Here is a 26,373-nt window from a genome sequence, read left to right as displayed (position 1 = left end):
GCGCTCTGCCCCTCATCAACTACTTACTCACCGGGTGTCTTAATATCGTTTTCAGCTTTTCCGGCGCAGTTTTCCGGAAGTCAGACAAATAAATTTCATGATGCCGCCCATTCATGCGCAATCCCTGCTGCTGCATGAAGTCATCCATCTTTTTCAACGATGCCGGCTCCTCACTATAGGGACCAATATGCATTAGCTGTACGCTCAGTCCCTCTTCTATATGTTTTAAATCCACCTGCCTGATAAAAACAGACTTCTTCTTTTTCTCCGCAGCAAGCACGGCTTCTGAAAATTGCTGACGGGTAATGTAGTCTGGCATCCTGATGGCCAGTTCGTAATTCCATTGATCACGCGGCGCCTGCCGCGGATCTGCATAATCGCCATTTACCCACCAGAAGCCTTCCAGCTTGCTCACGGTAAAGTCGCGGCCCTTTTGCTTGCTGCTGAACTTAATGCCATATGCCACTGCATACAGGGCAGCAGTTACCTCAGCGAACAGGGGACCATTGGGATCACCTTTACCTGTGACAGTTACAAACAGTCCCTTTTCTATGGTAACCACTTCAGGTACTAAAGCAGCGGTATAGTACTGTTTAAATTCCTTTGTTAAATCCAGTTTACTCATATTTTTCAGTGTTAATTGTATATCAAAAGCAAAGGTGATGAGCAACAGCCATCCCATGATGATATAGGCTTTCATTGTTTAAGAGTTAAAATCCACCGGGAGTACCGGGGGATGTTTATACCGGTTAAAGCACACCAATCTGTATGTTGGTGATATTTTGCGACGGTTGTTCAAAATTATAGCGCAGGTATTGTTCCCGCGTGTAGCCGGTTACGGGCAGGCCCAGCATACCGATACCTGTAAACAGCTGTTCGTACGTAGTGATGAGCTGCTCCCAGGGGCCTTTGTGGTGCATGCTTACACATTTGAAGGCTGGTAGTGTTTCGCAGTGCCACGGCGCTGAAACAGGTTTCACTGTTGTTACCGGGAGGCCGATATCCAGGGTGAATACCGTATCCGGTTTCCCGTCGAAGTTGCGGTAGTGCCATTCGGGAGCGCCGCATATTTCCAGCCCGGCATTGATGGCTTCCTGGTATACGTCTTTAATAGCGGTGCGTACGAGGGACAGCATACCGGCATAGTTAGTTTCGTAGCGCTGATAGAAGAAATGGAAAGGCACTGCGGATAACATCTCCGGAAGAACAGCTGTATGATCAAAGAAGCCAAACCAGAACTTCAGGGGGTCTATCTCCAGTAAATTAAAATGCTGATAGATGGCTTTGGCAAATGCGATCATTGCGGTGCCGCTGGCAGTGATAATCTGTTTATCAGCTACTGCGGGTTCATGCAGGTATTTATCAGCGCCTTTATAAGTGGGCGCCTGTTGCTTTAATACTTCGGGGTGATTGCTGGTATGGGCAATATTGTCCAGGAAGCCGTGTTGCCCCAGCAGCACGGTGGCGCCGCAGATAGCTGCAATTGTTTTTTGCTGTGCCAGCAGTTGTTTAACAAGTGGAATGATTGCCGCATTGGAGCCATTTTCCATTGCCTCTCCACCAGGAAGAATCAGCAGGTCGATATCCGCTTTCAATGCCTCATCGAGACTTGTATGAGGCTGTATCTTCAGATGTCCGCCGGAAGTAACAGTTTCGCCGGTAAACGAAAAGGTAACGATGTTGGTATCTGTAAAGCTTCCTATGCCATACATGGTCAAGGCAGGTTCCCAATCGGAGTAGCCGTCGAAGAGGAATACATAGCAATTGCTGAGCTTATTCATATTTGTATTGTTTTTGATCACAGTACAAAAGAACAGCCAGGGAGTGACAACCTTATGTCAGCAGCATTCCAAAATTTATAAATAATGTCCGTGGAGTTCTGTTACAAGCTCTCCGATAGCGGTTTTGAGCTCTTCAGGCTGAAGCACTTCCACCCGGCTTCCAAACATAATGAGCCACCTGGCAAAATAATTCAGGGAGGATTGCAGGAAGGTAAGCTCTGTTTTATCGCCCACTACCTTTTCTTCCATAAGGCCATAGTAGTACTTCTGCTCTCTTACATACCGCATCAGATCATTGTCTACCGCTATTTTAATGAGATAGGTATTTTCGCTGTGGCTGCTGCGCTGTTGCTCCAGGTAGTCCTGCAAAGAGAGGTGTTTGTTTTTCTTATAAGTGGCCGGCAGCACGGTTAATTTGCGGATACGGTCTACCCGGAAATCCCGGTAACCCTGCCGGAGCCGGCAGAAAGCGATCAGGTGCCAGTTGGCGCTGCTATGAAAAATGCCTATTGGCTCTACTTCCCTGCGGGTGGCCACTTCTTCCTGGAAAGAAAAGTATTCCATACTGATCACCTGGTTCATGCCCAGGGCTTGTTGAATGTCAGTGAGGAACCGGTTGGGGAACTCGGCCGCGTCCGTGACCATAGGGCGGTACCGCAGTACGGCGATGTTTTCATCCAGTGATTCGAGGTAGTCCTTTTCTGTTCCACGGAGTACGGAACGGATTTTTTCCATTGCCAGGCTGAACTGTTTCCGGTTGCTGTGGTCACTGAACTGTTCCATCAGTTTTTCCCCGGTAAGGAGTGCCGCCGCCTCTTCTTTGGAAAACATTACAGGGGGCAGGTGATATCCTTCCACGATGTAATAGCCGGTACCAGCCTCCGCACCAATAGGCACGCCGGCTTCCTGCAGGGCTTTTACATCCCGGTATACCGTTCTTAAACTGATGTTAAAGCGGTCGGCAATTTCGGAGGCCCTTACTATTTTTTTACCCTGTAATTGTATGAGAATGGCGGTAAGCCGGTCGATACGGTTCATGGAATGAATCAATTCTGGGTACTAATTTCGGCTTCCCGGAATTATTTTCAGAAATTTTTTTAAACCGGTTAAACTTTTATCAAAGCAGGCGGTCTTAAATATACAAATCTCCTGATAAAAGATAGGATACCGGGAAAACGACAACTGGCGACTTTCGGGAGATCATCAACACAATGCTACAGTACAGAATATAGGTTAAATGGTAAGTCCCTGCAATTTCTTGCGGGGACCTGTTTTTTTAGTCAATGGCTGTTAACCTTTCTGATATCTAATAGCTCATTTCGTTCAGCTTCACTTTACCCCGGAATGTCCAGAATAAGAAAGTAGTATATCCAATTACCATCGGGGTACCTATGGCTGCAATGAGCAGCATAATTTTCAACGACTTAACAGAAGACGCCGCTGCATAAATGCTGATGCTATAAGCCGGATCAGTGGTAGATATCACAATATTGGGATATAACCCTACGGCAAACAGGATGAGCAGGCAGGCCGTGATAATGGAAGAATAGAGGAAAGCAGTATAATACCTGCGGGCATCTACATTTCTTTTGATATTCAACAAGATCAGCACAGCCAGCATCGGCAACAGGAACAGCTGGGGATGTGACTTAAACTGCAAGGTCATGTGCGGCACATAAATAAGGGTAGCCATTGACGTTAGAATAAAGCAGAGAATGAAGAACTTGCTGCAGTTGTTCACAATCACTGTGAGCCTGGTGTACAGCCTGTTTTCCGTTTTCATCACCAGGTAAATAGAGCCATGCAGCATGAACAGCGACAAGGTGGTAAAAGCAATCAGTATCGCATAAGGATTAAAAAACGTGAGCAGCGTACCGGTAAATTCATGTTCCTTATTAATCGGAAGGCCGTGAATAAGGTTGCCCAGTACCAGTCCCAGCAACAGCGTGATGCCGGTGCTGGACACAGTATAACTGATGTCCCACATTTTGCGCCACCACAGCCAGGTTTCCTTACTTCTGAATTCTATTGAAATAGCCCTGAAGATGAGGGCTACGAGGAATAACATAAAGGGAATATAGAAGGTAGATAATACCACGCCGTATACCAGCGGGAACCCGGCAAACAATGCACCACCGGCAATTACCAGCCATACTTCGTTCCCATCCCATACCGGTCCTATCGCATTCAGCACCAGGCGCCGGCTTTCTTCTTTTTTAAAAAACAGGTGCAAAGCACCGGCACCCAGGTCGAAGCCATCCAGCACACCATAACCGGTGATCAATCCGCCAATCACTAAAAACCACCAGGTGGGAAGGTCCAGTCCGAGAATTGTTTCCATGAGTTATAATTTAGTAGGATGGTAAGTTATATTATCGTGATAATAGCCGTCGTATTCAATTTCCGCATTCTCTGAAACATCCGGTCCATGCTGTATTTTCCGGGTTAGTAAATAGATGAACAACGTAAACAGCAGCATATATACCAGCGTAAATAATATCAGTGAAAACATTACCTGGTCGGCCGTTACCTTACGCGACAGCGCATCGGATGTACGCAACAGCTTGTACACCACCCAGGGCTGGCGGCCCACTTCGGCGGCATACCATCCAACCTGGTTGGCTATTTGCGGCAGCAGCACTGCCCATGCAAATATGATCATCAGCCAGCGCTGGTTAAACAGCTTCTTTCTCCATAAAAGGAAAACGGCCAGGAGTGTAAGCGCTATGAGTATCATGCCGATAGAGATCATAATGTGATACATCTGGAACACAAAGTTCACTGCGCCGGGCCTGTCTGCTTTGGGAGTAGCCCTGAGCCCTTCTACCGGGGCGGAAAAGCTGCCATGCGTAAGGAAAGAAAGTCCTCCGGGTATTTTTATACCGGTTGTCTTTTCATTTTTGTTATCTACCCAACCCACAATGTACATCGGTGCTACCGCAGAACTATCGTAATGGCCTTCCATAGCGGCCAGTTTGGCGGGTTGATATTTGCTCACATAATGAGCGGAACGGTGACCGGTGAAAAGCTGCATCAGTGCTGCTATTACGGCTACGCCCAAACCTACTTTAAACATGGCTTGTGCATGTTTGGCAGAGCGGTTTTTCAGGATGTACCAGGCGGCAACGCTCATCACCAGGAAAGAGCCTGCGAGAAAGGAACCGATGATCACATGTGAAAACCGGTCTACTGAAGAAGGGTTAAACACCATTTCCCAGAAATCCGTAACTACTGCGCGTGCCTGCAGATCATGTCCTTCTATACGGTAACCTGTTGGCGTTTGCTGCCAGGAATTGGCAATAACGATCCACAATGCAGAAAAGATAGAACCCAGCGCCACCATGCAGGTAGAAAAGAAGTGAACCCCTTTATGAACACGGTTCCAGCCAAATAATAATACCCCCAGGAAGGCAGATTCCATGGCAAAGGCGAAGATGCCTTCCGCTGCCAGGGCGCTTCCGAAAATGTCACCTACGTAATGCGAATAGGTGGCCCAGTTGGTGCCAAATTCAAATTCCATTACAATGCCGGTGGCTACACCGATCCCGAAGATCAACGCAAATATCTTAATCCAAAATCGCGTAATGTCTTTATAAAGCGACAAACCTGTTTTAAGATACAGGCCCTCCATGATCACAAGACAGAGGCCCAGCCCTATGCTCAGCGGAGGATAGATGTAGTGAAAGGCAATGGTAAACGCAAACTGTATTCTGGATAGTATTTCTACTGAAGGCATAATGTTCGATTATTGATGCAAAGGTAGCAGGTGAAGATATCCATGAAACTGATGTTTGTCATGTATTGATAAAAATATAATGTTATCATCACCTTAACAAGTAAATAACCCTGTTTTCAACTTGTTTTTACTATCTTGAAACAATAATTTTAGTGTAATGGTTTACTTGGTATAACGTCCTGCCGATGCGCAGGACGTTTATATGTCAGCCACTTTACTTCATTTCTATTACTACTTTCCCGAAATAATTACCGCTACCCATATATCTAAATGCCTCCTGCGCTTCGCTTACAGGGAATACGCTGTCTATTACCGGATGGATATTATTTATTTCCACCGCAGCAGCCAGCTCCTGGAAACTTTTCAGGCTGCCTACAGAATAACCCTGCAACCTGATATAGCTGCCTACTACAGTAAACAAGTCTATTGGCAGCTGCGCGCCCTCAATAAAGCCTACCAGGCCCACAAAGCCATTGAATCCTACCGACTTAACAGAATTAACAATGGTGGCGGCACCGGCAATATCCAGTGTAGCATGCACGCCTTCTCCACCGGTGATACGTTTTACTTCTTCGTGCCAGTTGGGATATTTTTTATAATCGATCACTTCGTGGGCGCCCAGCTCCTGTAATTTCTTCAGCTTATCCGGATGGCTGCTGGTGGCAACCACCTTCGCACCTGCTGCCAATGCGATTTGCATGGCAAAAAGAGATACGCCGCCAGTGCCCTGTGTGAGCACTGTTTGTCCTGCTTTGATGCCGGCGTAGCCCATCAGGCCCGTCCACGCGGTAACGCCGGCAATGGGCAATGTAGCGGCTTCCACGCTGGTTAAATTGGCAGGAGTGCGCACCAGTGCATATTCAGGGATCACGGCATATTCTGCCAGCAGGCCGGGCGTGCTTACGCCTGTTCTGATATGATTGGTAGCGGCGGTGGCATGGCCATGCTGCCAGAGCTGGTTGTAATGAATGGCTACGCGGTCGCCCGGTTGCCATTTGGTTACCTGATCGCCGATAGCTTCTACCACGCCGGCGCCATCAGAAGTGGGAATGCGGGGTAGCGGCAACTCCTTGCTATAGGTGCCGGTAGCGAGGGCTACGTCGAGGTAATTGAGTGCCGCGGCTTCTATTTTTACCAATACTTCACCGGGGCCGGGTGTGGGTGTAGGTATTTCTTTAAGCTGTAAACTTTCCAGTCCGAATGCCACTTGTTGTATTGCTTTCATAAGAACTATTTTTTTTCTTTCACAAAATTGCCCCCTAACTTCATATAAGACAAGTATGCACCATTTGGGAATGTAGGTACCAGATGGATACTATTGCTGATAATCAATACCAGAAAAATGAAGAAATCCGGAAAAAATATTCATACTGATACGATTTGTGCGGTTGATTACGCTTTTCAACGGATTGGCGGAAAGCATAAAGGACGTGTTATTTATCACCTGAGAAATGGGGTAAGGAGATATGGAGAACTACGTAAAATCATGACCGGTATAACCCCTAAAATGCTCACACAGGTATTGCGTGAACTGGAAGACGATGAGCTGATAACCCGGCATGTGTACCTGGAAGTGCCGCCACGCGTGGAATACCAGCTAACAGATACGGGCCGGGAACTGCTGCCGTTTATTACATTGCTGAGTGAATGGGGCGCCAGGCAAATGGGACGGGAGCCGCAATGCCAGCCGGTGTTGGCAGGACAACCAGGCATGCCGGCGTAACGCCAATTTAAAATACATAAAAAAGGCTGATACACCTGTTGATGATGTATCAGCCTTTTTATTGCGCGGTGTTGCCGCTTACGACATCACAGCCATTGATTCAAACTCCTTCTTCCTGTCGCGGTACTCTTCCATCGTAAAGTTATACACCACCGAATCACGTTTATTTTTATTCGCTACAAAGTGACAGGCATGTATATAAGGTTCTGCGATATTCAGTTTATCCAGCGGCGTTACTACCAGTAACTGCAGGTTCAGCTGTCCGCAGTATTCCATGAGGTAGTGACTCTTTTCAGGATCCAGTTTGCTGAAGGCTTCATCCACTGTGATGAAGCGTAAGCTGCGGTGCTGGCGGTTAGCTTCATTGATACCAAACTGGTAAGCAATGGCTGCTCCCAGGATGGTGTAAGTGAACTGTGCTTTTTCACCACCGGAAAGACTGGCAGTATCCTCATAATATTTGAACGCCTTATTATCGGCCACATAAAATTCTTTTGCACCGAAGTCGAGCCAGTTGCGTACATCCGTTACTTTACGGCGCCATGCTTCGTTTTGCTGCAACTCGGTGATGAGCAGTTTGATATTTTCAAACAGCTGGTCGCCGTAGGCTTCATCTTTTTCGAGCTGGTATTTATAAGAGTCCGGTACTGCGTTACTGAGTTTCTCTTTGAAGTTACGGATCTCCACATCGCGTACATGGCGGCATTCCAGCTGGAGGTAGGTATCCGGGTTTTTATTGAAGGTGATGTTGCGTAATGGTTCATTGAGATCTTCCATTACTTCGCGGATCACGTCTTCCTGTCCGTATATCCATGCCCGGTAGTTGGTGATGGCATTGAGCATGCTGGTGTCCATGTATTTGCGGAAGCGTTCTTTATGCTCAATGAGCCGCTGGAATTTAATCCGCTCATAGAGGGAAGTAAATTCGTCGAGGTATTTCACATGTGGCTGCAGATCCGTTACATCACCGAGCCAGTCCGGGAAAGTATCGTGGATAGATTTTGGCGGCATTACAAATGCTGCCAGCTGCCGGGTGATTTCTGCTTCTTTTTCCGCGGTGAGGCGCATGGCGTCGTGCAGGGTTGCCTTCATGTTATCATCTGCCCGTTTGCGGTAGGATGCCAGCTCAAGGGTTGTTTCCGCCGGTTCGGTCAGCGACAGGTCAGTAAGATATTCCAGTATGTATTGGAGAGAAACATCGTCCAGTTTATTAACCTTCAGTTGATTGAAGTGACGTAGTTTCTCTGCGGCTTTATCGTCCAGCCGGCCTTTTTCCTGGAGCGTTCCTTCTTTCTCTTTTTCCTTGCTTTGTATCTGCAAGGTAATTTCGTCCAGCTGATCACAGATCGCCTGGTATTTGTCGCTGGTTTTTAGCAGCGTTGCTTTTTCACGCGCGAACGATTCAATGACGCCGGCATGAGTTTGCCAGTTGATTTCACTGTAGTTGCGCAGCGACAGCAATGCGTTCAGCAGCGCATTGATATTGGCGATGGCTTTCCTGCTGTCTTCCAGCTGGGAAATGCTATGCTGTAGTGTTTCGATGTTGTTATTGCATTCATCCTGTTCTTCTTTTAACAGGCGTAATTTGTTTTTATTGTTCCATCCCAGTACATAATTGTTTTTCTGGGAGCGGTTAGGACGGTCATCTTTTTCATGGCGTGTAGCCTGCCGCGTTAGTCCGTTGGAAGTAACTGCTTTCCGGCAACGGTTAAACACGGTCATGTCGTCGGTACAGGTATAATCAAACTGATCAAGCAGCTGGTTTTGCAGCCATTCTTTGAAGATGGTGCCGGGTTTGATATCTATCTTTTGTAACAGGCTTTCTTTTTCAGAAGGCATCCGCAACATGGTATAACTCTCCTCTTCTACTTTGTGGTATACGAGGCGGGTTTGCAGGTTGTTGGAATTGATGTACCGGTTGATGTCCAGGATATATTCTTCCGGCACGAGGAGGCGCAGGCCAAAGTTGTGCAATACTTTTTCAATAGCACTTTCCCAATGGATTTCTGCGTCTTTTACTTTGATCAATTCACCGGCAAACGGCAGGTCATCTTCCTGGATATCCAGCATATTTGCCAGCTGTTGACGGATACGGATCAGCTCATAGGGAATATTATTTTTCCGGTGGAGGAAGGAATCTATTTCTTCTTCCAGTTTTGATACCTGTGATCTTTCAGCGGCGAGGCTGCTTTTGTGATGAAAAATTTCTTCCTGTAATGTTTCCAGCTGTTTATCGTGCGCTGTTTTCATCTGTTCGGCGCCGGTAATATTTTCGTGGAACTGTTGCTCATCCGGATTGGGAGCGAGTTCCAGCCGGTCTGTGAGCATGTTGTATTCTTCCATCTTATTACGCTTGGCCTCTAAGGCTTTTTGTTCGTAATGGATGGATTTTTCAATAGAGCGCAGTTGTTCATCCACGCTGTTGTTGGCTTTCTGGGCTATCAGTTCGTCTTTACGCAGGTGAAGCGACTGAAGTTGTTCATTGATAGCGGTGAGACTGCGGGTAGTTGTTTGTTGTTCTTTCTGTAAAGATTCCAGTTCTCTTTCCAGGATATCTTTTTCCTGTTTATTAAACCACGAGGGCAGGATGTCCTGGAGCATTTGCAATTCCCGGTTCCTGTCCTGTAGTTGTTGCCAGGAAGCGCGGTTTTCGATGATGGGTTCCAGCAGTTTCAGCTGGGTTTCATCTTTCTGAATAGCGCGGTGACTGGTGAGCAAACTATCATAGTTTTCGCGCAGTTTCAGGAATTCATTTTCGCTGTCTGTTTCTTCCAGCATCTGTCCGCGGATAAACGTGTTCAGATCGCCGAGTACTTTGATACCAACGGTTTGGTTAAAGAGAGACAGGGCTTTTTCACTTCGCAGTCCGAAGATGTTGCTGAACAGGGCTGCGTATTCTTTAAAGCTATCGGTGATTTCTGTTTTCGGAAATTCGAGGCGCAGTCTTTTTTTCCAGTCGCCTTTTACATCAAATTTTCCGTTACCGAAATGGTCGTTGATATTAAGTTTATGTGGAGAAACGATGTATTGCCGTTTCATTTCCCCGGAGTACCATCTTACCTGTGCCAGCGTGATCTGGTGCATGGTAGCGGCATTGTAGAAATAGGCCAGCAGTACGGAGTAAGGGTTGTTTTCCTTATGACGCAGCTGGTCTGTTTTTGACTGCTGGGATTCTTCGGAGAAAGTTTTACCGTAGTAGCCCCAGAAATAGGATTCTTCTCCTCTGTCGCGGCGTTGTTCTGTACCGGACGACTGGTTATAGAATCTTTTACCGGCGGGTACCAGCAGTGTTAAGAGTGCATCGATGAGGGTGGTTTTACCGCTACCGTTTGCGCCGGTGAGCAGGGAAGTATTACCGTTGGTATTGACGCGATATATTTTATTGTGAAAGGTTCCCCAGTTGTATATTTCAAAATATTGCAACCGGAATCCACTTTCTTTTGAATCACTATTGAACAGGGTGGACATGCAGTTTTAATTTTGATTTTATTTCTTCCAGTTTCTCGTTATTCACCAGTGCTTTGATAATCCTTTTTACCTCGTATTGATGCAGTTCCTTATTGGCAGCGTCCTCCCGGGTAGTTTTCAGCACACCTACATTTAAGAGGCTGTTGATGGGTTTGTTGAGATCTTTCAGTAGTTTGGATTTGTTGTGTCGTTCTTTGAAGAAGAGTGCGAGTCTTTCTTTGATTTCTTTTTGTGTCATAAAAAGACGGGTGCCATTGCCCTGGATATCAAATTCATCGAGGGCCTCGCGGAGTACTATGCACAGCAGCGTGGCTTCGTAGGTAAGCCGCGTTTTGCGCATGAGGCGTGGCAGTGGTTTCTCATTGGTTTCATCTGCTTCCGGTTGTACGATACGTGCAAATCCGTCGGCTTCATTTACCACCAGTTGCAGACCTGTTTGCTGCAGGTATTTGCTGAGTTCTGTTTGCCATCCCAGCAGGTCTTTCCAGTAAGATTTATCTTCTTCGTATACAGGTCCCTGCATGAGTTTTAGAAACACGTGTGCAAAGGGAGATATATTTTTCTCGGCCATGATATTAGTTTTGTGAATTTGTGAACAGCACCATCGGCATATTGATGGTGCGGCTGCCCAGCATCACCGGGTCCGGGGTTTCCAGGATGATATGGTGTGCCGACTGGCTGGCGATAGAGAAATAGGTAATGAGTTCCGTGAGCCCTTTTTCGGCGCCGTAAATTTCTACCATTTCTTTCAGGCTTACCTGCTTTTTATTTTGCAGTTGTGTGGAAATGCGGTCTTCCAGCAGGGCGCGATCTATATTAAAATGGTTAAATAATGCATTAAGGTCATTGTCGTCAAACTCAGTGCCACCCATCCCTTCGGGGAATTCCACCTCTACGTTGGGTTTTTTCTCGTCTGCCATATCCCAGCGGTCGAGGAGGTCTAATTCAGGATCGCTTTCTATCTCTATAAAAAATTCCTCACCGGGTGGCTGCTCCAGCGATTGAAAGGCCAGTTGCCGGATATCATTGATGAGTTCCACGGCTTTCCTGCGATCGGTGAGATTATTTTCACTGAGTACGCGGCTAAGTTTATCGCTCAGCTTTTTATTGGCATCAATTACTTTTTTACCGGAGGCGTGAAGGAATTGTTTGAGTTTTTTTAAGAAGCGGTCATTTTTGTATTCGATGTTCCGGTCTTCCAGCAGGAGGTACAATTTTTCGATCAGCTCCCGCATCTCCTCCTGTTTGTTTTCATCCATGAGGAACTGCCAGAAGGAGTAGAAGCTTTTCCCCTGGTCTTTCTGGCGGAGGGCTTCGAAGGAATCGAGGGTATAAGCCAGCAGGGCACCTTTGGCGATATTTTTTTCGCTTTGTTTGCGATAAATTTCCTGGGTGATCTGTTCAAAGTTTTGTTCCACTTCTTTAAAATCGCTCAGGAGTTCGCGCGACATGCGGTTGACGTCGTAAAATCTTTCCTTTATCTGGGTATCATCAAACACCTGTACTTTACCGGTGATGGTGATGGCTTTTATTTCCTGTTCTATTTCATATTTCTTTTTCTCCAGTTCCTGGATCCTTTGTTCCGGGTCTTTATTGCTCTGGTCAATCAGTTCTTTTAGTTTGGAGAAGATGTCTTTGAAGCGGCTTTCTGTGCCCACAAATTCTCTTTTCTGGAGGGTGGATACCCAGTGCATTACTTTTTCCATGTCGCTGCTCAGCTCATGGATATCCAGTCCGTCGTCGTCGGGATATTTGCGGAGGAAGCCTTTATTACTCCATTGATCGATATATTTCCTGGCTTTCACATCATCATGTTCCAGCAGGCTGGTAGCGTCTATTTCATCATCTGTGGCCTGGTAGCCGGTTACGCCGAGGTAATCGGACAAACGGGTTACCAGTTCCACATTGGAAATGGTAGTATGGTTCTTTTCCTTGAATGTGTAATGAAAAAATGACAGCATCATTGGCGCGCTACGTGCCCGTAGTATCTTGAGGGTAACTGACTGGGCATATAGATTACATAATTGGTCATACGTCATAGGTGTAAAAATAAGGAATTACGTATTACAAAGTAAATACGTTTCCCTGTGGGCTTACATTACGTAAAGACCTTCCTGCCGCGGCAGTACCGGTGCGGGTACCGGTTCATCTCCCAGCAGCTGGATCACGTTGATTTCGATGGTCCGCGCGATGCTGTCGAGCGGAATGGCGAGGGGTTGGAAATCAAAAGGATCCATGAGGGTGATGCCGTTCAGGTGGGTTACATGGAATACGAAGCCGAACATCCATCCGAAGGGAATGGCCCATGCGCCGATGGATTCCGTCATCATCAATGTATTCATGATCACATAAAACCAGATAAACATCTGCGTAAAATACACATAGCTGGGAGGGAATACGGTATTCCTGATCCGTTCAGACTGGCCCATGGAATCGCAGTGTTTTACCAGGATCTGGTTCAGCTCTATAAAAGTGAAGCCATCGATACTGCCCGAGTTCCTGAGTTGTTGCAGGTCGCGGGTCTGGAGGTTGAGGATGGCATTGGGGATATTGCTTTGTTTTTGTACTTCTTCAATTTCTTCGGTAGTGAGGTAGCGGGTGTAGTAGTCGTCCGGCCGTTTGCGGAGAACGGTTTTGAGTGCATAGATAAAGGCGAGGTGCCGGTAAATCATGTGACGGACGAGGGCTTTGGTTTCGGGGGTAGCATCCGGGGAGGGGTAATTGAGCATCGACCGGCTCCAGGTGCGGGAGTCGTTTACCAGTGCGCCCCATATTTTGCGGGCTTCCCACCAGCGGTCGTATGCCTGGTTGTTATTGAAGCCGATAAAGAAGGCAATGGCGGTACCCAGTACGGTAGATACGGCTATAGGAATGTTGATATGTGCTGCCAGCCAGCGTGAGTCGAGGAAATATACCAGGGTACAACATCCCAGCAGCATGAGGTCTACCTTCCAGGTAAAGGAGAAGATCTGGCCGAGTGATAGTCTGTGTTTCAGCAGCATATGTCGTTATTTATTCTTTTATGGCTTCCCTGTAAATTATGTCATCCGGGTTTATCCTGGCAAATTTTTATTCATTTTTTTAAAGACAGGTTGCCACGGTTTTCCATGACTTTATAACAATAACGGGTACACGCTTTGAATGTTTAGCACTGGTCTAAATATCCCCTTATTTTCATCTCCCCGGAAAAATATTTTTCAATCAAAGTTATTAGGAACCAATTATTTAGACTTTATACACCTAATAGTCTATAGGAATAGTAGGGTAATTGAAATATTCTCCCTATATTTGTTCTACGAAAGCAAAAGATATTCACCAAACCTATAACAGCGGCCATTTTATCAGCCATTATAAAAGCCTTTAATATGTCATCACTATACAGATACGCCGATTACTTACCGCAGCCTACACCGGAAAACTTCCCCAGCCCTGTGAGGAACAGGGAAAAGATTAACCCATTAAAAGCAGGTAGCTTTTTCCCCGAATTTTTTATTGAAGAAGCGCGTGTGATCAACGCGGGTCCGTTGCTGAATAATGCTCATTCCGGCGCGTCGTTGCACAGTCTTACTTTGCAGCCGCTGGTAGTGGTTTTTTATTCCTGGCATTGGAACAATTACGCGGATCAGCTGATAGAGCGGCTGAAGGAAAGCCATGCGGCTATTACTGCGGCCGGAGCCCGTTTGCTGGTATTATCCAGTGAAGATAAGAAGCAGTTCACTTCAGTATATCCGGAGACGCTGCCCTTTGATGTAGTGCATGACGCACAATACCGCATAGCCAGGAAAGCAGGCATTTACAGGGAATCAGACCCGATCTGGGGTTTTGTTTCCGGTGTCAATGCAGACGTACCTGTGCCGGCAGCATATCTTATTACGCCTTCACTGGAAATCAGTTACGATTTTGTTGATCTGTATTTACAGGAAGAATTTTCGCCGGAAGCCGTAGTGGCTGCCATTGGCAAAAAGCTGGCCATCAGCGCCTGATCAGCAGGCTGGTTCCATTGTTGTGCATTTACGTACATGCATCAGTGCATAACGGTAAATGCTCCATTGTAAACTGTTACATTCCAATGGCGACAAGCTTTCTATTTTTTCCTGGAGGGAGGTGAAGATTTCTTTATATAAAGCGGCATGTTCCTTTTTTACGGTGGCCAGTAACTGGTCTGCCTGCTGGTAATCCGTTATGGTGCCTAATTGTGCTATGATCTCTAAAGCATGTCCGTCTGTAGTCATTGTATTAATTTTTGTATTACTTAGTCCTATCTTCTGATCCACATTTTTAGCATTAAATCCGTAGAAGCATCCACCATCTGGTAACAGGGAGGTACTTCATCTTCAAGACTGTGGTATGTTACGAGTCTTGTGCCGCTTGCACTGCTTTCCAGTTTTTTAAATAAAAAGCGGCTGTAATAATTATATAAACTTGTTGAATATTCTACCTTGTTATCTATCTGATCCTGATCTACCAGGTTTTCAAAGAAAGAATTATAGAAGTAAAAGCCATCATACGCAGAAAGATCTTCCTGCGTAAAATTGCCGTGAATAAAGCTCACGTTCCTGGTTTGTGTGGCAGCCTTTGCTTCGAGGGCATATTGATAGAGTTCTTCCCGTTGTTCAATACCGTAAAAGTTGGTTTCCGGGTAAAAACGGGCGCCTACCAGGCAAAATTTCCCGACACCGCTGCCGATGTCCAGAATTTTCTTCCCGGGTTCATTTGCAAGAAAACGGGCTGCTGCTTTAGCAATACTGAGTGGCGTCCAGTGCCGTCTTGATAGTTGCTGTATTTTTTCAGGATACAACCAGTCAAACCCGGCATCATTTACGTAGCAATTCGGCTTTAATAAAGTAGAAGTCTGCATGAAGGCGCAAAGGTACGCATTTACCGGCATTTTTAGAGATTTTAACCCTTATATATATGCAAAACAGGGCATATAAATAGCTGCTGTAGCCGGTAACACCATATTCCTGATGTGTTAATGTTACATTTTACCTGCTAACAGCGCTACACGAAAGTTCTTGTTCCGGAGGAAGTATAGGCCAGCCTGAATTCCTTGGGTGTACAATCTTTTTTCTTTTTGAAGATGCGGTTGAAGTTGGAGATATTATTAAAACCGCACTTATAAGCGATCTCATTCACGGTGTGCGTGGTTTCTATCAGCAGCCGGGAGGCGTGTCCCAGCCTGATTTCTATGAGGGTATCCACAAAGGTTTTGCCGATCTTGGCTTTAAAGAAGCGGCTGAAAGCCACTTCTGTCATGGCCGCGAGCCTGGCCGCTTCTCCCAGTGAAATACTTTTATCGAAGTTGGCATTCAGGTAAGTCATGATCTTTTCTACGCGGCGACTGTTGTAGGAGAAGGTTTCCGTGTTGCCAAAAGTAGAATCCGACAGGATGCGCATATTCCGGCTGATAGACAGGTCGTGCAAAATAGACATCAGTTCCAGCACGGAATCGAAGCCCTGTTGCTGTGGCAGCCGGATGAGGCGGGGCATGATCTGCTGGGTGGTTTCGGTAGAGAAGAGGATGCCCCGCAGGGAGCGTTCAAACATGTTTTTGATAAAGTTCATCTGGTTGCGCTGCAGGAACTTATCGTCAAACAGGTCCCGGTGAAACTGGATGGTTATTTCTTTAACGTTGCCGCCTTCATGGTTGTTGGCAAACCAGCCGTGTTGCAGGTTGGGACCAACCAGTACCAGTTCAAGGTCGCCGATCTCTTCAATATGATCCCCGATGATCCGTTTGGCGCCACTGGCGTATTGGATAAAGTTCAACTCAAATTCGTCGTGGTAATGCAACGGGAAATCGAATACTTTTTTCTCCCGGGCAAACAACGTAAAGCAGTCGCTTTGCGTAAGAGGAGTGATTTCCCTTAATAATTTACTCTTCATAATGAGCATAGTTTTTATAACATACCGGAAGCCCTGAAGTGGAATGTAACGTATTAACTGTTGATTTATATGACCTGGTTGCTAAAAAAGCATTATAAATGTAAGGTTATCAGTCGTAAAATACAATTTTTACTTTTTTACCAATAGTATTAACTACCGGGCGATCTGGTTATATAGGTGTTATTATTACACTTATTTTATCATGAATTTGACTATCAAAGTATAATTAAAAGATAAAAAAGTATTAAGTATATGTTTGAATAAGAGGCATATTTGTGTAACACAAGCCTTTTTGTGATGAAAAGTATCTGTAAGGGATACTGTTTAAAATTATTTCCAGGGGTTACAGCCGGTGTGATATTGTAATGGGGAGATGAATATTACCGGAAGGAGCCGGCTGTTGGAATCAACGATCCGGATGCGCGGATAGTTGATTTTACAGTGGTTCCGGAAGGGAACATAGCCGGCCGTAACACCTGGATTTTTCATTGTATGTCTTTTCACAGACGGACCGCTTACATTTTTTATTCCACTTCACGTTTTATTACCGGGTTACCAATGATGATTTGTTGCCTGTGGAAGGGGAGCAACAAATCATCATTGGATGTTTATAACGGGTATGGGCCTACGGCGTATTTAAGGTTGGGAGGTAAGTTTTTTTTCGAGTGTATTTCCGTCTATTAAAGCCCAATGTTCAATGATCCGGTTATCCTGCAATCGAAAGCAACGATAGCCGGGAATACTTACTGTTAAGCCGGTGGCGCTTATTCCCCGCCATAGTCCGATGTGTTTCATGCGCATGGTTACTTTTATCATACACTTACCAGGTTCGGCTACCTGGTCTTCTATAATTGTTTCGGGTTGAAAGGATTCATGCGTTAATGCAATCCATTGTTTTAGCCCGGTGGCGTTGGCGGGTAGTGCCGGCGGCAATGAATGATCCACATAGTCCGGATGCAGGAATTGCTCCAGGCGGCTGGTATCACCGAGGTTCCAGGTGGTGGCAATGTACTGTGTGATGAAATCTTTCTGTTCTTGTATAGTCATGACCGTTAGTTTTACCGGATAAAGGTAGCTGCCATGCTATAAAGCGATTGTGTCAAACGTCACATAATAGTTCAGGGTAAGCGGCGGCGGATGCGGCTGAGGGTTTCGCGGGAGATGCCCAGGTAAGAGCTGAGTTGTGTAAGAGATACACGTTGCAGGAGTTCGGGTTGGTTGTTTAGTATTGACTGGTACCTTTCTTCCGGGCTGTTTCTTTTAAGCCAGTGATTGTGTTTTTCCTGTTCAATGAACAGATGTTCCAGCCACTGGCGGCCAAAGGCGGTGATTTCGGGGGATTGCTGATAGAGTGAAAACAGATCGTCTTTATGCCATTGCCATAAGGTACCGGCTTCTATAGTTTGTATATTGTAATCGGCTGGAACGTTGTTTCGCAGGCTGTTCAGGTTAGTGAGGAATGTATTTTCAAAGTAGAAACCGGTGTTGATCTCCTTTTCATTATGATGCTGAAAGGCTCTGCAGGCGCCGGTTTCAATGAACCATATGTATTGGCAGCGTTGTCCTTCGCGCAACAGGTAGTCACCCTTTTTTACCATTTGTAAAGTGGTATGCGCGGCAAATAATTCCATTGCTTCATGGCTAAGGGGAGCAATGTACGAGAGGCTTTCAAGGAAATGTTCCGGGCTGGATTTCATGACAGGAAGGTCATTTATTTTTTCAAAAATACTCACATGTAGGTATTTGTTTCCCTTTAGCTTTAACATATCTTTGTGAAAATAATCTGATTTTACCTTATTATATATAAAGTCATCCACCTGATTTAGTCAATCACCGTATTTTCTATCCCCAAAAAAGGGTCTCTTCTTTGTGATGGGACCCTTTCTTATTTTTACTACATTTGCTACCAGAAAGAGCACTAAAGTAAGTAGTCAACCAACATCACAGAGGATTCCTATACACGATTTTATATCACGTACATGATTGAGCACGCTGCATTTAATAATGACGGATCAGGGCTGGAAGAGAAGCTGAACGCTTTAAAGGCCATTGATCAGGAGCTTCCCGTAGTGGTGATAGTAATGAATGTGGTAAAGAGCTACGTGGAGTATATGTCGCCGCGGGGCTGCCGGGAACTGGATATTACGCTGGAGGCCTTGCAGGAAATGGGCGCAAGGTATTACGACACCTTCTTTAACCCACACGATGTAGCAGATTATCTTCCAAAGATCATCAATATGCTGGATGCGCCGGCAGCAGCCAACATAACGGTTACCTTTTTCCAGCAGGTACGCACTACGGCTTCGCGGGACTGGACCTGGCATCTGGGTTCTACACGGGTATTTATGCGGGATGCCGAAGGGGTTCCTACGCATGTAATTACCTGCGTCATTCCCATTGATCCATTGCACCACGTTACCAGTAAGGTGAACCGCCTGCTGGAAGAAAATAACTTCCTGCGCCGCAACCAGCATATTTTTGCTTCCCTTACCAAAAGGGAAAAAGAAATCCTGCGGCTGCTGGCCCTGGGCCTCAGCGCTATTGAAATTGCCGAGGAAGCAGGGATCTCGGAAAAGACTGCCGTTACGCACCGGCGGAATATCAAAGCAAAGATCGGGGCACAATCCAGCTACGACCTGACCAGTTTTGCCCAGGCATTTGATCTTATATAGATATTAAACAGTATATCAAAGGCTGGCTGAAAGGCCCGTCCCTGCAATATCCGGCGGCTTTCCTCAAAAATAACCCTCAATTTTTCGGCATGTAAACAGAAATGTGTATTTTCATTCTGTATACCATATTTTTGTGCCTGTCTGTTGTGCCTTGCAACGGACCTGTTAACCAGATTAATTATGTCTTTTAAAGCTGTTCTCAACATCGACGGGGAGGAAATGAACATCCTGGAATGCAGGTTTTCATTTACCCAAAATACAGATCATAACGGGAAACCTGCCGCCCGCCCCAAAGGAGGCACTATTAACCTGCTGATTGAGTCTGCCGGTGAAACCAGTTTGTTTGACTGGATGATTTCCAACACCCAGACGAAAAACGGCAGTATTACCTTTTTCCGGCGGGATTCCATGTCGAGGCTCAAAGAGCTGAAGTTTACAGACGCCTATTGTGTAGAATACGAAGAGACGTTTAATTCCGCCAATGAGCAACCCCTGCAAATACAGCTGACCTTGTCATCGAGGGAGGTGAAATTAAATAATTCCACTTACCAGAATCCGTGGCCTGCATAGCACTACCCCGTTATACATCTTTTTAAGAAAAAGTAACAACCTGCATGAACACCCGTTACATGCGGGTTGTACCTGTTCGCCGGATGGCCGTTTCATCCGTGTTTCTTTCACCGGTTTATTATTTTTATCCACAGAGCGCCACCGTCCCTTTGGTGTTTTTCCCGCATGAGATCGGACAACTGAATAATGATTAATTTACGCGTATGCCAGTACTTAATTTTAACCCTTTTCCGACGCTTGTTTCCGAGCGGTTTATCCTGAGGGCTCCTGCATTGTATGATGACGAAGCCCTTTCCATTCTGCGGTCGGATCCGCGTGTGAACCAGTTCCTGAACCGGTCTGCTACCACTACAGTTGCAGAGGCCCGGCAGTTTATTGAAAAGGTCCAGGCCAACATTGCCGCCAACCAATCGCTGTATTGGATAATTACTACCAAAGAAAGTGATCACCTCGTTGGCACCATCTGCTACTGGAACATGGAACCTGAGCTGGAGCAGGCTGAAATAGGATATGAACTTCAGTCGGCTTTCTTTGGAAAAGGCATTATGCAGGAAGTGATTCCGGTAGTAATAAAGTTTGGATTTGAACAATTACATCTTCGGAAAATTACGGCCTTCCTCGCTGATGGGAATGAGAAATCCATCAAACTCCTGGAACGCAATCACTTTGAAACAGATCAGGCATTGAGAGAAAAACTTGAAAAGGAAGAAGACCTGACGGGGCTTTTGTGTTACTCACTCACCCGGCCGGCATAATGTCTTCTGCTCCGGAAGCACTATCTTTCAAGGTAAAAGAAAATTGATCATGCCGGTGAAAAAAGGAATAAAGGTATATGGTCCGGATTCATTTACTGCCAGGTTTATGCAACCCAGGAAGGAGCTTGACAGCATATTAAGACCTGATTTTGATAAGTTTTTTATTGTGAAAGTGGAAGATATGTACCGGCTGGTAACGCAGTCTGTACCCGCTTCCCGGTCAACCAATCATAGTTGTTTGTTTATTACCAGTGGAGAAGCCAGTATGAAAATTGGCAGTGAATTATATACGATCCACAAAAATGAAATGTTGTTTGTGCCGGCGGGTCAGGTTTTTTCCTTTAAAAGCGGCGAAGTGAACAAGGGATATCTGTGTAATTTTCATACCGATATCCTTACCGGGAAATACAATACACAAGAGCCACTGAAAGCATTTGAATTTTTAAGAGTATGGGGTAACCCGATGGTGAGTCTCGATAAGCAAACCGCCGGATTTGTGGTGCATCTTTTCAAGCGCCTGTTGTTTGATTACAGCCGGAACGGGCTGCGTAATCCTGAAATTATCCAGCCATACCTGACTACATTGCTGTTTGAGGTGAAGCAGCTTTATAAACCACTGACGGATAGTCATCAAACAGCCGCGATCAATATCACCAACCGTTTTAAGGAACTGGTATTTACCAATATCCGGACGCGGCACCTGGTAACGGACTATGCTGCCCTGCTGAATATTTCACCGAATCATTTAAACAAATCGGTGAAAGCCGTTACCGCTAAATCACCTGCGCGGTGGATCGATGAGGCCATCGTGCTGGAAGCAAAAGTACTGCTGAGCCAAAGTGATCTCGCCATCAGTGAAGTGGCGGAGGAAGTGGGTTTTGAGGATCAGTCGTACTTCACCCGGCTCTTTAAAAAGTATGAAGGCATTACGCCTACCGACTTCCGCAGGAAGATTGAATTATCCTAAAACTCCCCTTATTTGTCCTAACAGCCCAATGCTTTTAATCAGAGCTTTGCAGGCATGTATTTCTTTTTGTTATTCGCACATTCACTATTCCGCTGGGCGGTGGTGATAAGTCTCTTATACGCTGTTTACCGTGGTATACGCGGATGGCGCCACAAGAATATATTTACACGGCGGGATGATTTGGTAAGACATAGCACCGCCACTATTGCACATATCCAGTTGGCAATTGGTTATGTGCTGTACTTTAAAAGCCCGGTGGTGGCTTATTTCAGATCTCATTTTCATGAAGCCATCCGGCAGTTTGATTTCCTGTTTTTCGGATTGATACATATTGTATTGATGACGATCGCCATTGTGTTTATAACTATCGGTTCATCCGTGGCCAAACGGCAGGGTACTGCTACGGTAAAGTTCCGTACTATGACCATCTGGTTTTCCCTCGCGCTCATTATTATTTTCATTGCAATACCATGGCCGTTCTCTCCACTGGCGAACCGGCCATACATAAGATCATTTTAACTATGCTGAAGTTCTTTAATACAAAAATCGGAAGATTGCGGCTGATCGCCTTTTTAGAAGGAATTTCCCTGCTGATACTAACTGGTATCGCAGTACCGCTGAAGTATGTATATCATGATCCTTCCCTGGTGAAGGCAATAGGACCGGTACATGGGATATTGTTTCTGTTCTTTATATTGAACACACTGAGTGTGGGAATTGCTTATAAGTGGAAATTCAGCACTACTACCTGGAAGGTTTTACTGGCGTGTATTATTCCTTTCGGAACGTTTTATGTGGACAGGGTTATTTTGTCGCGGATGATGGCGTGAAGTTTAGATAAGATGTCCTGTTGTTACGATGGATTGGTAAAATCAATAATTATAAGTAGCATACTGAAAAGACTGTGCCTGCCTCAGGTAAAATTTATCCGTAATTAGCCGGTCAATTTGAGTTACCAAAGCCAGCAGTTCCTTTTTACGGCCCATGGCACAATCTACAGCATCGTTGTCTACCTCCATCTCATCAGCAATCACTTGCCGCAACATGGCGATATAAAGTTTTTTCTGCGCTGCAATATTGCCCTGTATTGTACTATTGCTTTCATACAAAGTGTATAGGTATACGCTATATTCTACATAGCCCGATATTCGTTCTTCCCTATGGCCATAGTAAGTACCAAAGGGGCAGTGCAACCGCCCATAAAGCGTATTAAGGAATCGAAACAGGTTATCTAGTTTTTTTCTTGTAACGGCATATTTAGCGGCGCCATTTTGCCGCTTTAAAAAGAAGCCATACACCTGGTAATACCAATCTTTACCCGCTTCACTGTCAAAATAAATCGACTGTCTGCTATGAGCCGCATATAACAGACCAGGGCTTTCCGGAAAATCCTGGTGTAGGAGTTCGGGATAGTATTTAGTAATGTTATCCCAATCTTCTTTACTCATTACCAGCGAATCGCCATCATTGGCTAGCAGCAAGGTATCTCCAGTTGGCTGAGAAGTATCGCCAATAAAAATTTTATCATGGTAACCCCTTGAAAAATCATCAACAGCACAAATGCTTTGGGCAAATATGCGCTGCGTTACCATAAGCAACAGTAAAATGAGCAGGTACTTCATATATCTGTCTTTTGAAAAGAGGGCTTTTAATTTAAGCTTCGTTAATTGATTCTCTCAATAGAATGGAAATATTGTATATAGACTTTAAAAATTCTTTATCTGTCATAATTAAGGGCAATAAAGTATTATACAAAAGTAGTAGTAATCTAAAACGGGATTATCCCTGAAAGCAGGTATTTATTTACCGTAGGACATAAAACAAAAAAGCCCTGATAACTTGCGTTACCAGAGCTTTAAAGCTTGCGGAGAAGAAGGGATTCGAACCCTTGATAGGCTTTCACCTATACACACTTTCCAGGCGTGCCAGTTCAACCACTCCTGCACTTCTCCGTGATTATCTTTTCCTGAACAAACGGAAGGGTTGATTTTCCAATTCAGGGTTGCAAAGATAATCCTTTAGTTTATATTTCAAAAAAAAGTTTAATTCTTATCGTACAGCTTCCATATTCCTCCGCCCAGAAGCCCGCCTACAATGGGGCCTACAATAAACACCCACAAATGGGAAATAGCGCCGCCGCCAACAAACAGAGCCGGTCCGATACTTCTCGCAGGGTTTACGGATACGCCTGTAACCGGGATGCCTACGATATGGATCATGGTCAGGCAGAGACCAATCGCCAACCCGGCAAATGCACTGTTGCCATTATTTTTACTGGTGCTGCCGTGAACTACCACGAGGAAAATGGCGGTAAGGACAATTTCAGCAATCAACCCACTGATCAGCGAATAGTGGTCTGGTGAGCCATCTTCCACACCATTGGCGCCGAGGCCGTTGGCAGCAAGACTGTAATCAGCTTTTCCCTGCGCAATAAAATACAGGAGTGCAGCAGCTACAATACCTCCGATGATCTGTGCTACAATATACCCGCCTGCATCTTTACCGGATATTTTGCCTGTAGACCACAGGGAAATAGTAATAGCCGGATTTAAATGACATCCGGAAATGTGACCTACTGCGTAAGCCATCGTCACAACTGATAATCCAAATGCAAAAGCGATACCCAGAAACCCTACGTGCGTGCCGGCTAACACGGCGCTGCCGCAACCCATAAATACCAGGACAAAAGTGCCAAAGAATTCAGCAATGCATTTCTGTGATAAGGAAACTCCCATAGAATAATGAATTTTGTGGTGAATAGAAAATGGGGAAAGAGAATTTGGTGATATTTAAATTTACCTTAAATATTCAAGATAAAAAAAAAGCGGAAGTACAACTGATTGTATCTCCCGCCTGTATAAGCTTCCGGAAAAAGATATTTAGTATACTTCGATTGGCGTTAATTCACCCCGCAGCGACGTTTCCAGCATTACCTTTGCATCGGCCACAGACAAGCCCTGACCCAATACAAACATCAATTTGGTGACCGCTGCTTCAAAGGTCATATCATGCCCGCTCACTACACCAATTTCCATTAAGTGCTGACTGGTTTCATATTTGCCCAGCTCCACAGAGCCCCCGTCACATTGAGTGATATCTACTACGATGGCGCCGTGATCGATCACCTTCTTAATGCTTTCAATAAACCAGGGCTGTGTATTGGTGTTACCACTACCAAAGGTTTCCATGATCACACCTTTCAAACCGGATACGCCAAGCGTGGCTTCTACCGCTCTCCTGGTAATGCCCGGGAATAATTTCAGTACGGTGATATTTGTTTCCAGTTCCTTATGCACCTTCAGTGGTAGCGTAGGTGGCGGTAAAATAAACTGGTGCTTGAATTTAATATCGATGCCGGCTTCCGCGAGCTGAGGATAGTTCATGGTATAGAATGCCTCAAACTTTTCCGCGTTATATTTTTTGGAACGGTTGCCTCTGAACAGGGAGAAATCAAAGTAAATACATACTTCCGGTACCATAGAGATGGTAGTGCCATTATGCCGGCTGCAGGCTATTTCCATTGCCGTAATAATATTCTCTTTGGCATCTGTGCGTATTTTGCCGATGGGAAGCTGGGAACCGGTTAAGATAACGGGCTTCGACAGGTTTTCCAGCATAAAGCTCAGGGCAGATGCCGTGAAGGCCATTGTATCCGAGCCGTGCAGGATTACAAAGCCATCGTACCGGTCGTACCGGTCTTCAATAATACTGGCCAGTTCCACCCATATCTCCGGCTGCATGTCTGATGAATCTATAGGCGGATTAAATGCGTACACATAAAAATCGATGCCCATCCGGTATAGTTCCGGTAAATTATTCCTTATTTCATTGAAGCCGATCGGGCGCAGTGCTTTGGTTTTATCATCGTAGATCATACCTACAGTACCGCCCGTGTAAATAATCAGAATTTTACTCATTGTGCTATTAGCCATTGCCTGCAAAGGTATTCACTAAACAGTTAGAGCATTTTGAATAATTTCCGGGCATTGCTGCTTGTTATATCTGCAACGTCTGCAATTTTTAGATTTTTTATATCTGCCACCTTTTCACCTGCCAGCGGGAGGTACGCACTTTCGTTGCGTTTACCGCGATAAGGAACCGGCGCCAGATAGGGAGCGTCTGTTTCCATTACGATGTGCGCCAGGTCTATTTCCTCCAGCAATTTATCCAAACCGGATTTCTTGAAAGTAACTACCCCGCCTATGCCCAGGTAAAAGCCCAGGTCAATGATTTCCTTTGCTTCGTCCAGGGTACCCGAAAAACAGTGGAAAACCCCGCTTAAACGGCCGTCCTGCAAAGCTTTTACTTCGTTGATACATTCCCGTGTAGCTTCCCGGCTGTGGATGGATACCGGCAGCCCATACTCCCGCGCCAGCATCAGCTGCTCCTGGAAAGCCTTGTATTGCTGGATAAGCAGGGATTTATCCCAGTAAAAATCCAGTCCTATTTCCCCGATGGCCTTGAAAGAACGCTGCTGTAACCAGGCTTTTACTAAGTCCAGCTGCTCATCTACGGCTTCTTTCACATAACAGGGATGTATCCCCATCATCGCATAAATATGATCCGGGTGCTTCGCCTCCAGCGCCAGCATCCCTTCGATAGAACTCTCATCTATATTCGGCAAAAACAGTTTATCTACCCCCGCTGCTAAGGCACGCGCTACCATCTCTTCCCGGTCTGCCTCAAATTCTTCAGAATAAAGGTGCGTGTGGGTATCTATCCAAAGCATAATAATTATTTTATTAAATTTGTAATTTCTTTAATATTTAAGCAGTATCTTTATTACTACAAAGGTAAAGACCGAAAAACCTAATT

Annotated in this window: 27 protein-coding genes and 1 tRNA gene; 8 read left to right on the top strand and 20 right to left on the bottom strand. The window is 45.5% G+C overall.

Annotated features, from left to right (window positions below; all coding sequences use genetic code 11):
• Positions 1 to 19: 19 nt before the first annotated feature.
• The 6 genes from V7S65_RS19755 to V7S65_RS19730 form a co-directional block, all read right to left on the bottom strand.
• Positions 20 to 700 (bottom strand): GyrI-like domain-containing protein, encoded by a 681-nt coding sequence (locus tag V7S65_RS19755; RefSeq protein WP_336387835.1) that lies wholly within the window; start codon positions 698 to 700, stop codon positions 20 to 22.
• 49 nt (positions 701 to 749) lie between these two features.
• On the bottom strand, positions 750 to 1,781 hold the full coding sequence (locus tag V7S65_RS19750; RefSeq protein ID WP_336387836.1) for a DJ-1/PfpI family protein: 1,032 nt from the start codon (positions 1,779 to 1,781) through the stop codon (positions 750 to 752).
• Between the two features lie 75 nt (positions 1,782 to 1,856).
• Positions 1,857 to 2,819, bottom strand: a complete 963-nt coding sequence (locus V7S65_RS19745) for a helix-turn-helix transcriptional regulator (protein ID WP_336387837.1) — start codon at positions 2,817 to 2,819, stop codon at positions 1,857 to 1,859.
• Between the two features lie 268 nt (positions 2,820 to 3,087).
• The gene (cydB, locus tag V7S65_RS19740) at positions 3,088 to 4,122 is read right to left on the bottom strand and encodes a cytochrome d ubiquinol oxidase subunit II (RefSeq protein ID WP_079469775.1); all 1,035 of its coding nucleotides are present in this window, start codon (positions 4,120 to 4,122) and stop codon (positions 3,088 to 3,090) included.
• Positions 4,123 to 4,125: 3 nt separating this feature from the next.
• Positions 4,126 to 5,517 carry a cytochrome ubiquinol oxidase subunit I gene (locus V7S65_RS19735; protein ID WP_079469774.1) on the bottom strand — a complete coding sequence of 464 codons (1,392 nt, stop codon included), beginning with the start codon at positions 5,515 to 5,517 and terminating at the stop codon, positions 4,126 to 4,128.
• Between the two features lie 214 nt (positions 5,518 to 5,731).
• Positions 5,732 to 6,742, bottom strand: coding sequence for a zinc-dependent alcohol dehydrogenase family protein (locus tag V7S65_RS19730; RefSeq protein ID WP_336387838.1), 1,011 nt, complete (start codon positions 6,740 to 6,742; stop codon positions 5,732 to 5,734).
• Positions 6,743 to 6,859: 117 nt separating this feature from the next.
• On the opposite strand from V7S65_RS19730, the gene V7S65_RS19725 reads away from it, so the two are divergent.
• The gene (locus V7S65_RS19725; RefSeq protein WP_336387839.1) at positions 6,860 to 7,240 is read left to right on the top strand and encodes a winged helix-turn-helix transcriptional regulator; all 381 of its coding nucleotides are present in this window, start codon (positions 6,860 to 6,862) and stop codon (positions 7,238 to 7,240) included.
• Positions 7,241 to 7,318: 78 nt separating this feature from the next.
• On the opposite strand, the gene V7S65_RS19720 is transcribed toward V7S65_RS19725, so the two are convergent.
• Genes V7S65_RS19720 through V7S65_RS19705 form a run of 4 tightly spaced genes read right to left on the bottom strand, consistent with a single transcriptional unit; the run spans position 7,319 to position 13,710 of the window.
• Entirely contained in the window at positions 7,319 to 10,708 is a 3,390-nt protein-coding gene (locus tag V7S65_RS19720) for an ATP-binding protein (RefSeq protein ID WP_079469771.1), read from the bottom strand.
• Positions 10,689 to 11,279 carry a DUF4194 domain-containing protein gene (locus V7S65_RS19715; protein ID WP_079469770.1) on the bottom strand — a complete coding sequence of 197 codons (591 nt, stop codon included), beginning with the start codon at positions 11,277 to 11,279 and terminating at the stop codon, positions 10,689 to 10,691. The genes V7S65_RS19720 and V7S65_RS19715 overlap by 20 nt, the downstream gene beginning before the upstream one ends.
• A 4-nt stretch (positions 11,280 to 11,283) precedes the next feature.
• A complete protein-coding gene (locus V7S65_RS19710) occupies positions 11,284 to 12,747 on the bottom strand; it encodes a DUF3375 domain-containing protein (RefSeq protein WP_111577003.1) in 1,464 nt (487 codons plus the stop codon).
• A 54-nt stretch (positions 12,748 to 12,801) separates the two neighbouring features.
• Positions 12,802 to 13,710 (bottom strand): bestrophin family protein, encoded by a 909-nt coding sequence (locus V7S65_RS19705; RefSeq protein WP_079469768.1) that lies wholly within the window; start codon positions 13,708 to 13,710, stop codon positions 12,802 to 12,804.
• Positions 13,711 to 14,073: 363 nt separating this feature from the next.
• On the opposite strand from V7S65_RS19705, the gene V7S65_RS19700 reads away from it, so the two are divergent.
• The gene (locus tag V7S65_RS19700; RefSeq protein ID WP_336387840.1) at positions 14,074 to 14,691 is read left to right on the top strand and encodes a redoxin domain-containing protein; all 618 of its coding nucleotides are present in this window, start codon (positions 14,074 to 14,076) and stop codon (positions 14,689 to 14,691) included.
• On the opposite strand, the gene V7S65_RS19695 is transcribed toward V7S65_RS19700, so the two are convergent.
• From V7S65_RS19695 to V7S65_RS19675, 5 genes are all read right to left on the bottom strand, one after another.
• Positions 14,692 to 14,940: a hypothetical protein gene (locus V7S65_RS19695; RefSeq protein WP_079469766.1), complete on the bottom strand. Its 249-nt coding sequence runs from the start codon at positions 14,938 to 14,940 to the stop codon at positions 14,692 to 14,694.
• Between the two features lie 26 nt (positions 14,941 to 14,966).
• On the bottom strand, positions 14,967 to 15,596 hold the full coding sequence (locus tag V7S65_RS19690; protein WP_227024424.1) for a class I SAM-dependent methyltransferase: 630 nt from the start codon (positions 15,594 to 15,596) through the stop codon (positions 14,967 to 14,969).
• A gap of 113 nt (positions 15,597 to 15,709) precedes the next feature.
• On the bottom strand, positions 15,710 to 16,594 hold the full coding sequence (locus V7S65_RS19685; RefSeq protein WP_079469765.1) for an AraC family transcriptional regulator: 885 nt from the start codon (positions 16,592 to 16,594) through the stop codon (positions 15,710 to 15,712).
• 636 nt (positions 16,595 to 17,230) lie between these two features.
• The gene (locus V7S65_RS19680) at positions 17,231 to 17,641 is read right to left on the bottom strand and encodes an ester cyclase (RefSeq protein ID WP_111577001.1); all 411 of its coding nucleotides are present in this window, start codon (positions 17,639 to 17,641) and stop codon (positions 17,231 to 17,233) included.
• A gap of 71 nt (positions 17,642 to 17,712) precedes the next feature.
• Positions 17,713 to 18,291, bottom strand: coding sequence for a Crp/Fnr family transcriptional regulator (locus V7S65_RS19675; RefSeq protein WP_159454287.1), 579 nt, complete (start codon positions 18,289 to 18,291; stop codon positions 17,713 to 17,715).
• Positions 18,292 to 18,573: 282 nt separating this feature from the next.
• Between V7S65_RS19675 and V7S65_RS19670 the strand changes: the two genes are divergently transcribed.
• From V7S65_RS19670 to V7S65_RS19645, 6 genes are all read left to right on the top strand, one after another.
• On the top strand, positions 18,574 to 19,266 hold the full coding sequence (locus tag V7S65_RS19670; RefSeq protein WP_079469762.1) for a helix-turn-helix transcriptional regulator: 693 nt from the start codon (positions 18,574 to 18,576) through the stop codon (positions 19,264 to 19,266).
• Between the two features lie 180 nt (positions 19,267 to 19,446).
• Positions 19,447 to 19,836: a type VI secretion system tube protein TssD gene (gene tssD / locus V7S65_RS19665; RefSeq protein WP_079469761.1), complete on the top strand. Its 390-nt coding sequence runs from the start codon at positions 19,447 to 19,449 to the stop codon at positions 19,834 to 19,836.
• A 203-nt stretch (positions 19,837 to 20,039) separates the two neighbouring features.
• Positions 20,040 to 20,591 (top strand): GNAT family N-acetyltransferase, encoded by a 552-nt coding sequence (locus V7S65_RS19660; protein WP_336387842.1) that lies wholly within the window; start codon positions 20,040 to 20,042, stop codon positions 20,589 to 20,591.
• 49 nt (positions 20,592 to 20,640) lie between these two features.
• Complete coding sequence (locus V7S65_RS19655; RefSeq protein ID WP_111576999.1) at positions 20,641 to 21,558, top strand: AraC family transcriptional regulator; 918 nt, start codon at positions 20,641 to 20,643, stop codon at positions 21,556 to 21,558.
• 54 nt (positions 21,559 to 21,612) lie between these two features.
• Positions 21,613 to 22,077, top strand: coding sequence for a hypothetical protein (locus V7S65_RS19650; protein WP_336387843.1), 465 nt, complete (start codon positions 21,613 to 21,615; stop codon positions 22,075 to 22,077).
• A gap of 2 nt (positions 22,078 to 22,079) precedes the next feature.
• Positions 22,080 to 22,388 (top strand): DUF3817 domain-containing protein, encoded by a 309-nt coding sequence (locus V7S65_RS19645; protein WP_079469757.1) that lies wholly within the window; start codon positions 22,080 to 22,082, stop codon positions 22,386 to 22,388.
• 42 nt (positions 22,389 to 22,430) lie between these two features.
• Here the strand turns inward: V7S65_RS19645 and V7S65_RS19640 are convergent, their stop codons facing one another.
• The 5 genes from V7S65_RS19640 to V7S65_RS19620 form a co-directional block, all read right to left on the bottom strand.
• Entirely contained in the window at positions 22,431 to 23,180 is a 750-nt protein-coding gene (locus V7S65_RS19640) for a hypothetical protein (RefSeq protein ID WP_336387844.1), read from the bottom strand.
• A gap of 243 nt (positions 23,181 to 23,423) precedes the next feature.
• A tRNA-Ser gene (locus V7S65_RS19635) sits at positions 23,424 to 23,510 on the bottom strand.
• Positions 23,511 to 23,600: 90 nt separating this feature from the next.
• On the bottom strand, positions 23,601 to 24,293 hold the full coding sequence (gene aqpZ / locus V7S65_RS19630; protein ID WP_079469755.1) for an aquaporin Z: 693 nt from the start codon (positions 24,291 to 24,293) through the stop codon (positions 23,601 to 23,603).
• Between the two features lie 144 nt (positions 24,294 to 24,437).
• Positions 24,438 to 25,475, bottom strand: a complete 1,038-nt coding sequence (locus V7S65_RS19625; protein ID WP_079470075.1) for an asparaginase — start codon at positions 25,473 to 25,475, stop codon at positions 24,438 to 24,440.
• A 41-nt stretch (positions 25,476 to 25,516) separates the two neighbouring features.
• Positions 25,517 to 26,287 carry a TatD family hydrolase gene (locus V7S65_RS19620; protein WP_336387845.1) on the bottom strand — a complete coding sequence of 257 codons (771 nt, stop codon included), beginning with the start codon at positions 26,285 to 26,287 and terminating at the stop codon, positions 25,517 to 25,519.
• Positions 26,288 to 26,373 lie beyond the last annotated feature (86 nt).

Origin of the sequence: Chitinophaga sp. CCNWYY40, from assembly GCF_037483205.1 — a bacterium.
Taxonomy (GTDB): domain Bacteria; phylum Bacteroidota; class Bacteroidia; order Chitinophagales; family Chitinophagaceae; genus Chitinophaga; species Chitinophaga ginsengisegetis.
Note: the sequence above shows the minus strand (reverse complement) of the source record. Positions and strands in the feature narration are given on the sequence as shown.

Bases quoted from the DNA above. Each gene is read 5' to 3' on its own strand.
- V7S65_RS19755 (WP_336387835.1), bottom strand. From the start codon at position 700: ATGAAAGCCTATATCATCATGGGATGGCTGTTGCTCATCACCTTTGCT.
- V7S65_RS19750 (WP_336387836.1), bottom strand. From the start codon at position 1,781: ATGAATAAGCTCAGCAATTGCTATGTATTCCTCTTCGACGGCTACTCC.
- V7S65_RS19745 (WP_336387837.1), bottom strand. From the start codon at position 2,819: ATGAACCGTATCGACCGGCTTACCGCCATTCTCATACAATTACAGGGT.
- cydB (WP_079469775.1), bottom strand. From the start codon at position 4,122: ATGGAAACAATTCTCGGACTGGACCTTCCCACCTGGTGGTTTTTAGTG.
- V7S65_RS19735 (WP_079469774.1), bottom strand. From the start codon at position 5,517: ATGCCTTCAGTAGAAATACTATCCAGAATACAGTTTGCGTTTACCATT.
- V7S65_RS19730 (WP_336387838.1), bottom strand. From the start codon at position 6,742: ATGAAAGCAATACAACAAGTGGCATTCGGACTGGAAAGTTTACAGCTT.
- V7S65_RS19725 (WP_336387839.1), top strand. From the start codon at position 6,860: ATGAAGAAATCCGGAAAAAATATTCATACTGATACGATTTGTGCGGTT.
- V7S65_RS19720 (WP_079469771.1), bottom strand. From the start codon at position 10,708: ATGTCCACCCTGTTCAATAGTGATTCAAAAGAAAGTGGATTCCGGTTG.
- V7S65_RS19715 (WP_079469770.1), bottom strand. From the start codon at position 11,279: ATGGCCGAGAAAAATATATCTCCCTTTGCACACGTGTTTCTAAAACTC.
- V7S65_RS19710 (WP_111577003.1), bottom strand. From the start codon at position 12,747: ATGACGTATGACCAATTATGTAATCTATATGCCCAGTCAGTTACCCTC.
- V7S65_RS19705 (WP_079469768.1), bottom strand. From the start codon at position 13,710: ATGCTGCTGAAACACAGACTATCACTCGGCCAGATCTTCTCCTTTACC.
- V7S65_RS19700 (WP_336387840.1), top strand. From the start codon at position 14,074: ATGTCATCACTATACAGATACGCCGATTACTTACCGCAGCCTACACCG.
- V7S65_RS19695 (WP_079469766.1), bottom strand. From the start codon at position 14,940: ATGACTACAGACGGACATGCTTTAGAGATCATAGCACAATTAGGCACC.
- V7S65_RS19690 (WP_227024424.1), bottom strand. From the start codon at position 15,596: ATGCCGGTAAATGCGTACCTTTGCGCCTTCATGCAGACTTCTACTTTA.
- V7S65_RS19685 (WP_079469765.1), bottom strand. From the start codon at position 16,594: ATGAAGAGTAAATTATTAAGGGAAATCACTCCTCTTACGCAAAGCGAC.
- V7S65_RS19680 (WP_111577001.1), bottom strand. From the start codon at position 17,641: ATGACTATACAAGAACAGAAAGATTTCATCACACAGTACATTGCCACC.
- V7S65_RS19675 (WP_159454287.1), bottom strand. From the start codon at position 18,291: ATGAAATCCAGCCCGGAACATTTCCTTGAAAGCCTCTCGTACATTGCT.
- V7S65_RS19670 (WP_079469762.1), top strand. From the start codon at position 18,574: ATGATTGAGCACGCTGCATTTAATAATGACGGATCAGGGCTGGAAGAG.
- tssD (WP_079469761.1), top strand. From the start codon at position 19,447: ATGTCTTTTAAAGCTGTTCTCAACATCGACGGGGAGGAAATGAACATC.
- V7S65_RS19660 (WP_336387842.1), top strand. From the start codon at position 20,040: ATGCCAGTACTTAATTTTAACCCTTTTCCGACGCTTGTTTCCGAGCGG.
- V7S65_RS19655 (WP_111576999.1), top strand. From the start codon at position 20,641: ATGCCGGTGAAAAAAGGAATAAAGGTATATGGTCCGGATTCATTTACT.
- V7S65_RS19650 (WP_336387843.1), top strand. From the start codon at position 21,613: ATGTATTTCTTTTTGTTATTCGCACATTCACTATTCCGCTGGGCGGTG.
- V7S65_RS19645 (WP_079469757.1), top strand. From the start codon at position 22,080: ATGCTGAAGTTCTTTAATACAAAAATCGGAAGATTGCGGCTGATCGCC.
- V7S65_RS19640 (WP_336387844.1), bottom strand. From the start codon at position 23,180: ATGAAGTACCTGCTCATTTTACTGTTGCTTATGGTAACGCAGCGCATA.
- aqpZ (WP_079469755.1), bottom strand. From the start codon at position 24,293: ATGGGAGTTTCCTTATCACAGAAATGCATTGCTGAATTCTTTGGCACT.
- V7S65_RS19625 (WP_079470075.1), bottom strand. From the start codon at position 25,475: ATGAGTAAAATTCTGATTATTTACACGGGCGGTACTGTAGGTATGATC.
- V7S65_RS19620 (WP_336387845.1), bottom strand. From the start codon at position 26,287: ATGCTTTGGATAGATACCCACACGCACCTTTATTCTGAAGAATTTGAG.